Below are 13081 nucleotides of genomic sequence, written 5' to 3' on the forward strand. Positions count from 1 at the left end.
TAAATAGTTAAACAATTATGTTAACGCAGATGCTGAATAAGTCCAGTTCTAGAAAATTAACAAGTTAGCATCACTATAATCTAAATTGAACCATTCGGCTACAGATTTGTTAGTGAGAATGCCATGGTAAAAATACAACCCATTTTTTAATCCTCTATCAAATCGAAGCGCATTTTCTATACCACCATTTTCACCAATTTCTAACAAATAAGGAGTGAAAATATTACTAATGGATACAGAAGCCGTTCTGGAATATCGCGCAGGAATATTTGGAACACAATAATGTATTACTCCATTGCGCTCAAAGGTTGGATGATCGTGCGTGGTTACTTCGCTAGTTTCAAAACAGCCACCCATATCTATACTTACATCAATAACTACGGATCCGGCTTTCATATGCTCAACCATAGTTTCTGTAACCACAATAGGAGCACGGTTGGTTCCTCTCACAGCTCCAATAGCAACATCACATCGTTTAAGCGCCTTTAATAAGTTTTTGGGCTGCATAGTAGAGGTATATATATTTCTTCCTAAATTACTTTGAAGACATCGTAGTTTGGTTATACTACTATCAAATACTTTAACATTGGCACCTAACCCAATAGCTGATCTGGCGGCAAATTCTCCGACAGTACCAGCACCTAAAATTAAAACCTCAGTAGGTGGGACACCGTTGATATTACCCATCATTAAGCCATTACCACCATTAACATTAGATAAGAGCTCTGAAGCAATAAGTATAGCGGAAGTTCCTGCTATTTCACTTAATGATCTTACAGCTGGATATGCGCCATCATCATCCTTTATATACTCAAAAGCCAAGGCAGTGATGCGTTTTTTCGCTAAAGCTTCAAAATACGATTTGCTTTGTGTTTTAATCTGTAGAGCAGAAATTAATATAGTTTGAGGATTTATTAGCGAAATTTCATCTAAAGAAGGTGGTTCAACTTTTAAAATCATAGGGCAGGAGTACACTTTGGCAGTATCTTTTGTAACCTCTGCACCAGCCTCACTATACACTCTATCTTTAAAATTAGCGCCTTCACCAGCACCAGATTCTAGTAATACACGATGTCCATTAGCCGTTAATGCAGATACAGCATCTGGTGTTAAACAGACCCTTTTCTCCTGAAAATGAGTTTCCTTAGGAATACCGATAAAAAGTTCACCTTTTTGTTTTAAAATTTCAAGCGTTTCTTCTTGTGGTAATAATTGAGCTCTGGTAAATGGCGATAAAGATTTACTCATTTAAGTTAGATAATTGATATTGATGTAGGTACAAGATAATAAATAGCAATCTTATTTCTACAATTTTTCAAACAACAAATCACAAAGAATTTTTGACAGAATAATAAAACGACTTGTATAGCTTATTTTCAGTAGTCATACTTCTAACACCAAACACTAAATTTAGCTAGAATCCTATCGAATATTTTTTATCTTCAATATGATTAATGCCCAATAGACGAATATTCAAAACCGATTTTAGTCATGTCATTCTTGTCAAGAATATTTCTACCATCAAAAATAAATGCAGGTTTTTTCATGGAATCAAAAATTTGCTTCCAATCATAGGTTTTAAATTCGTCCCACTCTGTCATAATAGCTACTGCATGAGCATCTTGTAATGCCTTATATGGCTCATCATAAGTTTTTACTAAGGCTTCATTTTCTTCTTTGGATCTTGTATTTAAATAATTTAAATCTGATTGCATTTTAGATTTTGATACTTTAGGGTCGTAGACTGCTATATTAGCTTGTTCACTCAGTAAATGGTCAGCAACATAAATAGCTGCAGATTCCCTAGTGTCATTAGTATCTTTTTTAAAAGCCCAGCCTAGCATTCCTATTTTTTTGCCAGAAACAGTATTGTAAAGTGTACTTATTAGTTTGTCTGAAAACCTTCTTTTTTGATGGTCATTGAGAATAATAACTTGTTCCCAATAATCTGCTACCGCATTTAAATTATAACTGCGTGCAATGTATACAAGGTTTAAAATATCTTTTTGAAAACAAGAACCTCCAAAACCAATTGAGGCATTTAAAAACTTTGGTCCTATTCTTGAATCCATACCAATCGCTCTAGCAACTTCACTAACACTAGCTTCAGTATGCTCGCATAATTCTGAAATTGCATTAATTGAAGAAATTCTTTGGGCTAAGAAGGCATTAGCAGTTAATTTTGATAATTCAGACGACCAGACATTGGTTCTTAAAATTTTTTCTTGTGGAACCCAACTGGCATATATCTTTGCTAAGCTCTCTATGGCATCATCAGATTCACCTCCTATTAAAACTCTATCTGGATTAAGTAAATCTTGTACAGCAGTACCTTCAGCTAAAAATTCAGGATTCGATAAAATTTGAAAATTTACATCACTCCCAGTATTAACTAAAATACTTTTAATTGCTTGCGCTGTTCTAACAGGTAGTGTTGACTTTTCTACTACAATTTTATCCGTGGTTGCAACTTCTGCAATATTTCTTGCGCATAGTTCTACAAATTTTAAATCTGCAGCCATTCCTTTACCTTTACCGTATGTTTTAGTCGGTGTGTTTACTGAAATGAAAATCATTTCTGACGCATCAATAGATTTATCGATTTCTGTCGAGAAAAATAGATTTTTTCCTCTGGTTTCTTCTACAATTTCTGCTAATCCTGGTTCGTAAATAGGAAGTTTAGAAAGGTCCTTGTCATTCCATGCCGCAATTCGGTCGGTATTAATATCTACTATAGTTACATTAATATCTGGATTCATTTTTGCTATAACAGCCATTGTTGGTCCACCTACATAACCAGCTCCAATACAACATATATTGTTTATATTCATAGTATTATTGTTTATTAATTTTTATATAATATCTTGAGTGTAATTACTTTTTACCCCATAAAAATTTGCGCGAAAGATATGACATTCTTGTGTCTTTAAAAAAAAGTAAATGTAAGATTATTTATAAAAGAATTACTAAATAAAAAAATAGAAAAATGGACAATTTATTTTGTTAATTGTATTTACTAAAATCCCAAAAATTACTTTAATGATATGTAATTAAAAATACTGCTTTACTTTACCCCAAAACGTTTTTGGTTTGATCATAAATTCTTCTTCGAGTTCCTCCATGCTTTTATCAGCATCATTAATTTTGTTGAAAGCTCTAGCTCTAATCAAATATATTGATGGAATAATTATTGCCATAATGGGTAGCAAAAAAATAATTTGATTTTGATCAAAAAATTTTTGATCTTCATTAAACAAACCAAAAATTTGATACGAAAACATTATAATTGGCACTATCAGCGCATGATACCACCAATGGCGACAAGTGAAAAACCAAATTAGTAATAGTAACAGAGGAATAGCTTTACCTGAAAGAATCCACATTACCAAATTAGCATCTTCCCACACTTTACTGTCATATGTAAACAAAAAAGTATCCCAGACTTTTTGTTCAGCTGGAATACTTTCATGTAATGAAAATAAAAATGGTACACTTGCTAAAATTATAGCAATTATAGTACCTTGCGCAAAGCTTTTTTTATAAACTTCTCGGCTTTTTAAATTTTTTCTTTTCAATCTTTGTCGTAGTCTGTCCATCTAAGTCAATAATGTTAGTTGCTTGTGCAGTAAATAACATTCCTCCGAAGATAGCGATCGCTAGTACTAGTTTTTTAGCTTTCATAATTTAAGGGATTTAATTAATTAATTACTACAAAAGTATAGACTGTGTACCTTCTGCTAAAATGAATTAATGTTAAAATCCAATAAATTTTGAGGTTGCAGTTACGGTTTTCCCGTAATTGCACTAGTATCCGGATAGAATATTGTCAAAATTTTGCTTAAAATTTTGTTTCTGTCATAGCTTTATTTTCGGTTAAATGATTAGTGTTTATAGTTAGTTTGAGGGATCTTTTATTATTGTTTAAATCAGTAATAGTAATAATTTGGTGATTTTCTGGCAATAAGTCTTCTACACGCTCTGGCCATTCAATAAATAACCACGCATCAGTATTAAAATAGTCTTCAATACCAAAATTATAGGCTTCTTCAATAGTTTCTATTCTATAAAAATCAAAATGATAGACCTTATTTTCAGGTGTGTCATACTCATTAACGATTGAAAATGTAGGGCTACTGGCTGTATCCTCGCTTTTCATTGCTTTCAAAAGCGCATTGATAAAAGTTGTTTTACCAGCACCCATGTTTCCATTAAACAAAATGACTCTCTCGTCTAAGTATGTTAAGACCTGAGCAGCAGCACTATCAATAGACTCTAAATGGTATGTAAACTCAATAGTTTTCAATACATTTTCATTATAAAATGGATACAATGTTAATGATAAAAACTTGAAAATCCTAGGGAAAAGTGTATTTCATCGGATTAATGTGCATATTACGGAATTATTTAGGATCCAAAACCACAAACGGAATTATCATTTCTTCCAACGAAACACCACCATGCTGATAGGTGTTTCGGTAATAACTTACGTAGTGATTGTAATTGTTTGGATATGCTAAAAACATATCGCCTTTTGCAAAAATAAATGAACTACTCATCGTTAGAGCTGGTAAATGCACTGATTTTGGATTTTTCACTGCCATCACATCTTTATCTTGATAAGTTAAACTGCGACCTGTCTTATAACGTAGATTTAGACTTGTATCTCTGTCTCCAATTACTTTTGAAGGGGAATTAACATTTATCGTACCATGGTCAGTTGTTAGAATTAATTTGAAACCAAGTTGTTGTGCTAATTGTATCATTTCTAACAATGGTGAATTTTTAAACCAACTCACGGTCAGAGATCGGTAAGCTTTATCGTTAGAGGCTAATTCTTTAACAACTTCCATTTCGGTTTTAGAGTGCGACAGCATATCCACAAAATTATATACGATGACGTTGAGGTCATTATCTTTTAGCGATCTGAAATTATCAACCAATTTTTTTCCAGATTTAAGATTGGTGATTTTGTGATATTCATATCTGATATGATTTAATCCTAATCTTTTTAATTGTTCTCTTAGAAAGTCGTTTTCATGAAGGTTTTTGCCTCCTTCGTCTGTATCATTTTTCCAGTATTGTGGAAAAAGCTGTTCCATGTCAGCAGGCATTAAGCCAGAAAAAATTGCATTTCGGGCATATTGTGTGGCTGTTGGTAAAATGCTATAAAAGGATAACTCAGAAGCCTTTTTATAGTAATTATTTACAATCGGCTCAAACGCTTTCCATTGGTCATAACGCAAATTGTCAATAACGACTAAGAGAGTGGGTTGCTTATCACTTAACTCGGGTACAACTTTTTCTTTAAAAAGATTATGCGATAATATTGGTGCATTAGTATTGGGTTGAAACCAATCCTCATAATTTTTTTCTATAAACTTACCAAATTGAAGGTTTGCTTCAGTTTTTTGAGACTCAAGTATATCTGTCATGCCAACATCTTCAATGCTTTCTAATTGCAGTTCCCAATAAATGAGTTTATGGTAGAGTTCAACCCATTCTTCATAAGTATTTACCATAGATAAATCCATGGCTATTTTTCTAAATTCTTGTTGGTAATTTGACGTTGTTTTTTCTGATATTAAGCGCGAATGATCTAAATTTTTCTTTAAACTCAGTAAAATCTGATTAGGATTAACGGGCTTAATTAAATAGTCTGCAATTTTACTACCAATGGCTTCCTCCATTATATATTCTTCTTCACTCTTGGTTATCATTACCACTGGAAGATTGGCACGACGCTCCTTTATCTCATTTAAAGTTTCAAGACCAGTAAGTCCTGGCATATTTTCATCTAAAAATACAATATCAAAATTAGTGTCGTCAATAATCTCTAAAGCTTCTGTACCACTTTGGCAAGTAGTAACGTTGTATTGTTTTTGCTCTAAAAAAATTATATGTGGTTTTAATAAATCGATTTCATCGTCGACCCAAAGAATATTTATCATGTTGGTGTATATTTGTTTTCTAATTAATGAAATTTAAGATTTTGTCTACTAAAAATAAGCTCAAAATATTTAACGATCCAATTTACGGATTTATTACAATTCCAAATTCTTTGATTTTTGACCTTATTCAGCACAAATATTTTCAAAGATTGCGTCGTATTAGTCAAATGGGCTTGTCTTATTTAGTCTATCCTGGTGCTCATCATACAAGATTTCACCATGCATTAGGTAGTATGTATTTAATGCAGCAAGCTATCAATGTGCTTCGTTTTAAAGGAGTTAGCATTGCGCATGATGAAGAAAATGGCTTATTAATCGCAATTTTATTGCATGATATTGGTCATGGTCCTTTTTCGCATGCAATGGAACATAGTATTGTAAATGATGTTTCTCACGAAGAGATTTCACTTCGTTTCATGGAAGAATTAAATGAAGAGTTTAACGGAAGTTTAACGTTAGCCATATCAATATTTAAAGGTGAATACCCACGAAAGTTTATGTGTCAGCTTATTTCTAGTCAAATAGATATGGATAGAGCAGACTATCTAAAGCGCGATAGTTTCTACACAGGTGTGGCGGAAGGTAATATTAATAGCGAACGACTCATCACCATGTTAAATGCCGTTAATGATGAATTAGTTATAGAAGAAAAAGGCATATATAGTGTAGAAAAGTTTTTAGTAGCACGCAGATTTATGTATTGGCAGGTTTACCTACATAAAACAGGATTAGTCGCTGAACAATTGGTTACCAGAGTCTTAAAACGAGCAAAAGAACTTGTAAGTCTTGGTCTAAATCTAAGATGTAGCGATGCGTTAAGTTATTTCCTTAGGAATGAGGTCAATGCTTCTAGTTTTGATAAACAGACACTTTCAGTATTTTCAAAATTAGATGATTATGACATAGTTTCTGCTATGAAAGAGTGGCAACATGCTGATGATTTTGTATTAAGTAATCTTTGCGAAATGATAATTAACAGAGATTTATTGAAAATTAAAATTAAAAATAAGCCAATTAAAAATTCAGAATTAATAGCACATAGAAATGCACTTATAAATACCTATGATATCTCTAAAGTAGAAGCAGATTATTTTGTATTTCAGGGAGAAATAACTAATCAGGCATATCAAGCAAAAAGACAAAATATTAATATCCTCTTAAAATCTGGTAAGATCAAAGATATTGTAAAAGCATCAAATCAATTAAACCTAAAAGCACTGAGTAAACCTGTAACTAAATATTATATGTGTTATCCTAAAAACAAAATGTGATACATTTTTTCTATTTTTGCGGAAACCAACAGTCACTATAAAAACTATTCATTGAAATTCACAGCAGAACAAATAGCAGGTATTTTAGAAGGCACTATAGTTGGTGACCCAAATATTGAAGTTTCTAAGTTGGCGAAAATTGAAGAAGGAACTCAAGGTTCATTAACTTTTCTAGCTAATCCAAAATATAAATCCTACATCTATACAACACAAGCCTCTATTACTATTGTAAATAAAGACTTTGAGCCAGAACAAGATCTAAATACTACTTTAATAAAGGTAGAAGATGCCTATGGTGCTTTTACAAAATTATTAGAATACTATAATCAGATTAAGATGAATAAGACTGGTATTGAAGAGCCCAGTTTTATATCAGGTTCAGCAAAAGTTGGTGAAAATTGTTATATCGGCGCTTTTACATATATTGGTGATAATGTAAAATTAGGAGATAATGTAAAGATATTTCCTAATTCTTACATAGGTGATAATGTCACATTAGGTGATAATACTATTGTTTTTTCCGGTGGAAAAATATATTCAGATTGTATTATTGGAAATAACTGTGTTATTAATTCTGGTGCAATCATTGGAGCAGATGGCTTTGGCTTCGCACCAAATGAAAAAGGAGAGTACTCTAAAGTACCACAGATTGGAAATGTGATTATTGAAGATCATGTAGACATTGGAGCTGGAACAACTATAGATAGGGCGACACTTGGATCTACTGTAATTAGAAGAGGAGTAAAGCTAGATAATCAAATACAAATAGCACACAACGTAGAAATAGGTAAAAATACAGTAATTGCCGCACAAACCGGAGTTGCAGGTTCTACGAAGATTGGTGAGAATTGTCAAATCGGCGGGCAAGTAGTTATAGTTGGACATATTACAATTGGAAACAATGTAAAGATACAAGCACAATCTGGAATTGGTAGACATGTTAAGGACAATGAAGTGTTACAAGGATCGCCCGCATTAACTTATGGAGATTATAACAAATCTTATGTTTATTTTAAAAATTTACCTAAGATTGTTAAAAATATAAATGAAATTGAAAAGAAAGTAGATGGCTATAATTAAAACGGAAACGAATCAAAAGACCATTGAAAAAGAAGTAACACTTAAAGGTGTGGGACTTCATACAGGAGCAGATGTAAAATTAGTCTTTAAACCAGGTATAGAAAACACAGGTTTTATTTTTGAACGTATCGATTTAGAAGGTAGTCCAAAAATAGAAGCTGATGCTAATTATGTGACTAATACTCAAAGAGGTACATGTCTTGAAAAGAATGGAGTTACAATACAAACCTGTGAGCATGTTTTAGCAGCATTGGTTGGTTTAGATTTAGATAATGTAATCATAGAGCTAAATGCATCAGAACCTCCAATAATGGACGGGTCATCAAAATTCTTTGTAGAAGCGTTAGAGAAAGCAAACATTGTTGAACAAGATGCTTTAAGGGAAGAGTATATTGTCAAAGATGTAGTGTCTTATGCAGATGAAGCTTCTGGTAGTGAAATTATTTTAATGCCTTCTAACTCTTATCAGGTCACCACAATGGTAGATTTTGGTACTAAAGTATTAGGTACACAAAACGCTACAATGAATGCTGTATCAGAGTTTAAAACCGAAATTTCTAACGCCAGAACCTTCAGTTTTTTACATGAAATTGAAATGCTTCTTGAAAATGGTTTGATAAAAGGTGGAGATCTCAATAATGCAATTGTTTATGTAGACAAAGAACTCTCTCCTGAAACTATGGATAGGCTAAGAGAAGCATTTAATAAAGACAATATCGCAGTAAAGCCAAATGGTATTTTAGATAACCTTACGTTGCATCATCCAAACGAAGCAGCAAGACATAAATTATTAGATGTTATTGGTGATTTAGCTTTAATTGGAACACGCATACGAGGTAAGGTTATAGCAAATAAACCTGGACATTTTGTAAATACACAATTTGCAAAAAAGATGTCTAAAATTATAAAGAACGAAAGACGAAATAATGTACCACAAATTGATTTGAATGCTCAACCATTGATGGATGTCAATCAAATTATGAATATGTTACCGCACAGACAGCCATTTTTATTGTTAGACAAAGTTTTTGAGCTTACTGACAATCATGTAATAGGCATGAAAAATGTGACTATGAATGAAGAGTTCTTCAAAGGACATTTTCCTGGACAACCCGTTATGCCTGGTGTGCTTATTATAGAGGCTATGGCCCAAACTGGAGGTGTATTAGTATTAAGTACTGTTCCAGATCCTGAAAATTATCTTACATTCTTTATGAAAATGGATAATGTAAAATTTAAACAGAAAGTAGTGCCTGGAGATACATTAATATTTAAGTGTTCTTTAATCACGCCAATTAGACGTGGTATATGTCATATGCAAGGTTATGCCTATGCCAATGGTAAATTATGTGCAGAAGCCGAATTAATGGCACAAATCTCAAAAGTTAAATAAAAATGAATCAACCTTTAGCATACGTACATCCAGGAGCAAAAATTGCTAAAAATGTAGTTATAGAACCATTTACTACTATACATAATAATGTAAAAATAGGCGAAGGGACTTGGATTGGTAGTAATGTTACCATAATGGAAGGTGCACGTATTGGAAAAAATTGTAATATTTTCCCTGGTGCTGTAATATCCGCTGTGCCACAAGATTTAAAGTACAATGATGAAGACACTACTGTAGAAATTGGTGATAATGTAACCATAAGAGAATGTGTTACTATAAATAGAGGAACGACAGATAAAATGAAAACGGTTATTGGAAATAACTGTTTAATTATGGCTTATTGTCATATTGCGCACGACTGTGTTGTGGGCGATAATTGTATTTTTTCCAACAACAGTACATTAGCGGGTCATATTACAGTTGGTGATTACGTTGTATTAGCTGGAATGACTGCAGTACATCAATTTTGCTCAATAGGAAATCATGCTTTTGTAACTGGTGGATCATTAGTAAGAAAAGATGTTCCTCCTTTTGTTAAGGCAGCAAGAGAGCCTCTGTCTTATGTAGGAATTAATTCAGTAGGATTAAGAAGAAGAGGATTTACTACAGATAAAATTAGAGAGATACAGGATATATTCAGAATTTTATATCAAAAAAACTATAATAATACGCAAGCTTCAGAAATAATAGAAGCCGAAATGGAAGCCACTCCTGAGAGAGATGAAATTCTTCAATTTATAAAGAATTCTCACAGAGGAATTATGAAAGGCTACTTCAAATCAAATTAATAATAAGAAAATGGCAAGTACATCAGATATTAGAAATGGATTATGCATAAAGTATAATAATGACATTTATAAAATAATAGAATTTTTACATGTAAAACCTGGTAAAGGCCCAGCTTTTGTAAGAACGAAACTAAAAAGTGTTACTACCGGAAAAGTTTTAGATAATACATTTTCTGCAGGTCACAAAATCGAAGATATTAGAGTTGAAACACATAAGTTTCAGTATTTATATACGGATGGTGAATTCTATCATTTTATGAATGAAGCTGACTATACGCAAATTAGATTATTAGAGTCATCTTTAGATAGACCAGACCTAATGAAAGAAGGCGAAATAGTAACTATTCAAATTAATACTGAAGATAACATGCCGTTATCTGTAGATATGCCAGCTACTGTCATACTTGAAGTTACACATACCGAACCTGGAGTAAAAGGAAATACAGCAACTAATGCTACAAAACCTGCAACAGTTGAAACGGGTGCAATTGTAAATGTTCCTCTTTTTATAAATGAAGGAGATAAGATTAAAATAGAAACTGAAAAAGGAACATATAAAGAGCGTATCAAAGAATAGTTAAATGAATAAAAGTAGATTTTTTTTATTCATATTTTTTGTTTGTTCCATAACGTCTTGTGTTCAATTAATTGATGGTGCCGCAGATGCTGTAAAGAATGCAGCCGCTGATAACACACCAGAATCACTTTCAGAACGTAACTATCAAACTGTTTCAGTAAATGAATTATATCAGTTAGATGTGCCAAGATATATGAAAGAGATGGAGAATCTTCATCCAGATGCATCTCTGAAGTATGCCAATATATATAAGGAAGCCTATACTATAGTTATAGATGAGAATAAGCAAGATTTTATTGATTCATTTGTTGAATTTAATGAATATGATCAGGAACTTTCTCCTGTAGAGAATTACACAAATGCTTATAAAAGTATGCTTAACGAAACTGTAGACAATCTAAAGTTTCAGGATTATGGGCTAGTTAAATTAAACGGAAATCCCGCAAGACAAGTAAAATTATCTGGTATTGTTGATGGCATTAAAGCCTATTACATGATAACCTGTGTAGAAGGAGAAGAAAACTTATACATGATAATGAGCTGGACAATAGGCGATAGATTTGAAAAATTAGAAACTACTTTTGAGTATATTAACGGTACATTTAAAATTCTATAGACATTGAAATTTCCTAAGCCACATAAATTAAAAGAAATAGCCAATCTTATCGATTGTAAATTTGTTGGCCCTGAAGATTTTGAAATTCTCGGTATGAACGAAATTCATGTTGTAGAACCTGGAGATATTGTTTTTGTAGATCATCCTAAATACTACGATAAAGCTTTAGAGTCAGCTGCAACAATAGTCTTAATTAATAAAGAAGTAGAATGTCCTGAGGGAAAAGCTTTATTAATTTCAGATGATCCTTTTAGAGATTTTAATAAACTTACACAACATTTTAAGCCATTTAATTCGGCAAATAAAGCTATTTCAGATAGTGCCGTTGTAGGAGAGGGTACAATAATTCAGCCCAATTGTTTTATCGGGAATAACGTTAAAATTGGTCAAAACTGTATCATTCATTCTAATGTAAGCATCTATGATGACACCATAATTGGAGACAATGTTACGATTCATGCAGGGTCTGTGTTAGGTGCAAATGCATTTTATTATAAGAATCGGCCAGAAGGCTATGATCAATTAAAGTCAGGTGGAAGAGTCATTATAAAAAATAACGTAGATATTGGTGCTTTGTGCACTATCGATAGAGGAGTGACTGGTGATACAACCATTGGAGAAGGGTGTAAGTTAGATAATCACATTCAGATAGGACATGATACTGTTCTTGGAAAAAAATGTTTAATCGCTGCTCATACTGCGGTAGCTGGTTGTGTTGTTGTAGAGGATAATGTTACACTTTGGGGACAGGTTGGTGTAAAAAGTGGTATAACTATCTCTAAAGGAACTGTGCTTTTTGCACAATCAGGACTAGGACACACCACCGAAGAGGATAAAACTTATTTTGGCTCTCCTGCAATTGAAGCCAGAGCATTTTTTAAAGAAAGAGCTTATATCAAAAAACTGCCTGAAATAATAAAAAAGATAAATAAATTGTAGATGTCACCAATAAAAATTGTTAAAAGCTTCTATGAAAGCGATATTGCAAATAACCCAAATGTAGTAGCTGATTATTTCCATAAAGATGCTGAATTACATTGGACAAGTAGTCAGGGATTTAGACTATTAAAGTATAACGACTTTCTGGAGTTTTTTGAGGGAACTAGAAACTCATATGATAATCTTAGATTTGAATTCACACATTTAATTGAATCTAATTCTACAGTAGTTACACGGCATACTTTATTTGGAAATACTATTGAATTATCAGACACAGAAATAGTTCTAGGACATTTTTCTACTATCTGGGAAGTAAGAGACAATAAGCTTTTTAGAGGTTATGAAATTAGCCAACCTGCGGACGAATCTGACGAGCAAGAAATGAAATCATATTCATAAATAAATTAAAGAAAGAGCTCGTAATTACGTGTTAAAACTCTTATTTTTGCACAACAAAATTTCAAAATCT

General features: G+C 32.5%; 13 protein-coding genes. 8 read left to right on the plus strand and 5 right to left on the minus strand.

Translation table 11 applies throughout. The features are described 5' to 3' along the window. Positions 1–48: 48 nt before the first annotated feature. The 5 genes from ACTG3Y_RS02000 to ACTG3Y_RS02020 all read right to left on the minus strand — a co-directional run bounded on the left by ACTG3Y_RS02000 (position 49) and on the right by ACTG3Y_RS02020 (position 5948). Positions 49–1248: an alanine dehydrogenase gene (locus ACTG3Y_RS02000; RefSeq protein ID WP_439151249.1), complete on the minus strand. Its 1200-nt coding sequence runs from the start codon at positions 1246–1248 to the stop codon at positions 49–51. A 203-nt stretch (positions 1249–1451) separates the two neighbouring features. Next, entirely contained in the window at positions 1452–2831 is a 1380-nt protein-coding gene (locus tag ACTG3Y_RS02005) for a nucleotide sugar dehydrogenase (RefSeq protein ID WP_439151250.1), read from the minus strand. 219 nt (positions 2832–3050) lie between these two features. After that, on the minus strand, positions 3051–3575 hold the full coding sequence (locus ACTG3Y_RS02010) for a hypothetical protein (RefSeq protein WP_439151251.1): 525 nt from the start codon (positions 3573–3575) through the stop codon (positions 3051–3053). A 263-nt stretch (positions 3576–3838) separates the two neighbouring features. Further along, positions 3839–4303 (minus strand): tRNA (adenosine(37)-N6)-threonylcarbamoyltransferase complex ATPase subunit type 1 TsaE, encoded by a 465-nt coding sequence (gene tsaE, locus ACTG3Y_RS02015; RefSeq protein WP_439151252.1) that lies wholly within the window; start codon positions 4301–4303, stop codon positions 3839–3841. A gap of 97 nt (positions 4304–4400) precedes the next feature. Continuing rightward, positions 4401–5948: a PglZ domain-containing protein gene (locus ACTG3Y_RS02020; RefSeq protein ID WP_439151253.1), complete on the minus strand. Its 1548-nt coding sequence runs from the start codon at positions 5946–5948 to the stop codon at positions 4401–4403. Between the two features lie 41 nt (positions 5949–5989). On the opposite strand from ACTG3Y_RS02020, the gene ACTG3Y_RS02025 reads away from it, so the two are divergent. Genes ACTG3Y_RS02025 through ACTG3Y_RS02060 form a run of 8 tightly spaced genes read left to right on the plus strand, consistent with a single transcriptional unit; the run spans position 5990 to position 13011 of the window. Next, on the plus strand, positions 5990–7219 hold the full coding sequence (locus tag ACTG3Y_RS02025) for an HD domain-containing protein (RefSeq protein ID WP_439151303.1): 1230 nt from the start codon (positions 5990–5992) through the stop codon (positions 7217–7219). Positions 7220–7270: 51 nt separating this feature from the next. Further along, complete coding sequence (gene lpxD / locus ACTG3Y_RS02030) at positions 7271–8299, plus strand: UDP-3-O-(3-hydroxymyristoyl)glucosamine N-acyltransferase (protein ID WP_439151254.1); 1029 nt, start codon at positions 7271–7273, stop codon at positions 8297–8299. Further along, complete coding sequence (locus ACTG3Y_RS02035; protein ID WP_439151255.1) at positions 8286–9692, plus strand: bifunctional UDP-3-O-[3-hydroxymyristoyl] N-acetylglucosamine deacetylase/3-hydroxyacyl-ACP dehydratase; 1407 nt, start codon at positions 8286–8288, stop codon at positions 9690–9692. The genes lpxD and ACTG3Y_RS02035 overlap by 14 nt, the downstream gene beginning before the upstream one ends. A gap of 2 nt (positions 9693–9694) precedes the next feature. After that, on the plus strand, positions 9695–10480 hold the full coding sequence (gene lpxA / locus ACTG3Y_RS02040) for an acyl-ACP--UDP-N-acetylglucosamine O-acyltransferase (RefSeq protein ID WP_439151256.1): 786 nt from the start codon (positions 9695–9697) through the stop codon (positions 10478–10480). Between the two features lie 10 nt (positions 10481–10490). Beyond that, positions 10491–11057, plus strand: coding sequence for an elongation factor P (gene efp, locus ACTG3Y_RS02045; protein ID WP_439151257.1), 567 nt, complete (start codon positions 10491–10493; stop codon positions 11055–11057). 4 nt (positions 11058–11061) lie between these two features. Beyond that, positions 11062–11673 carry a hypothetical protein gene (locus ACTG3Y_RS02050; RefSeq protein ID WP_439151258.1) on the plus strand — a complete coding sequence of 204 codons (612 nt, stop codon included), beginning with the start codon at positions 11062–11064 and terminating at the stop codon, positions 11671–11673. Between the two features lie 3 nt (positions 11674–11676). Continuing rightward, on the plus strand, positions 11677–12612 hold the full coding sequence (locus ACTG3Y_RS02055) for a UDP-3-O-(3-hydroxymyristoyl)glucosamine N-acyltransferase (RefSeq protein ID WP_439151259.1): 936 nt from the start codon (positions 11677–11679) through the stop codon (positions 12610–12612). After that, positions 12613–13011, plus strand: coding sequence for a nuclear transport factor 2 family protein (locus ACTG3Y_RS02060; RefSeq protein WP_439151260.1), 399 nt, complete (start codon positions 12613–12615; stop codon positions 13009–13011). Positions 13012–13081 lie beyond the last annotated feature (70 nt).

The organism is Winogradskyella sp. (genome assembly GCF_965656915.1).
Taxonomy (GTDB): Bacteria; Bacteroidota; Bacteroidia; order Flavobacteriales; family Flavobacteriaceae; genus Winogradskyella.

Bases quoted from the DNA above. Each gene is read 5' to 3' on its own strand.
- ACTG3Y_RS02000 (WP_439151249.1), bottom strand. From the start codon at position 1,248: ATGAGTAAATCTTTATCGCCATTTACCAGAGCTCAATTATTACCACAA.
- ACTG3Y_RS02005 (WP_439151250.1), bottom strand. From the start codon at position 2,831: ATGAATATAAACAATATATGTTGTATTGGAGCTGGTTATGTAGGTGGA.
- ACTG3Y_RS02020 (WP_439151253.1), bottom strand. From the start codon at position 5,948: ATGATAAATATTCTTTGGGTCGACGATGAAATCGATTTATTAAAACCA.
- ACTG3Y_RS02035 (WP_439151255.1), top strand. From the start codon at position 8,286: ATGGCTATAATTAAAACGGAAACGAATCAAAAGACCATTGAAAAAGAA.
- lpxA (WP_439151256.1), top strand. From the start codon at position 9,695: ATGAATCAACCTTTAGCATACGTACATCCAGGAGCAAAAATTGCTAAA.
- efp (WP_439151257.1), top strand. From the start codon at position 10,491: ATGGCAAGTACATCAGATATTAGAAATGGATTATGCATAAAGTATAAT.
- ACTG3Y_RS02050 (WP_439151258.1), top strand. From the start codon at position 11,062: ATGAATAAAAGTAGATTTTTTTTATTCATATTTTTTGTTTGTTCCATA.
- ACTG3Y_RS02060 (WP_439151260.1), top strand. From the start codon at position 12,613: ATGTCACCAATAAAAATTGTTAAAAGCTTCTATGAAAGCGATATTGCA.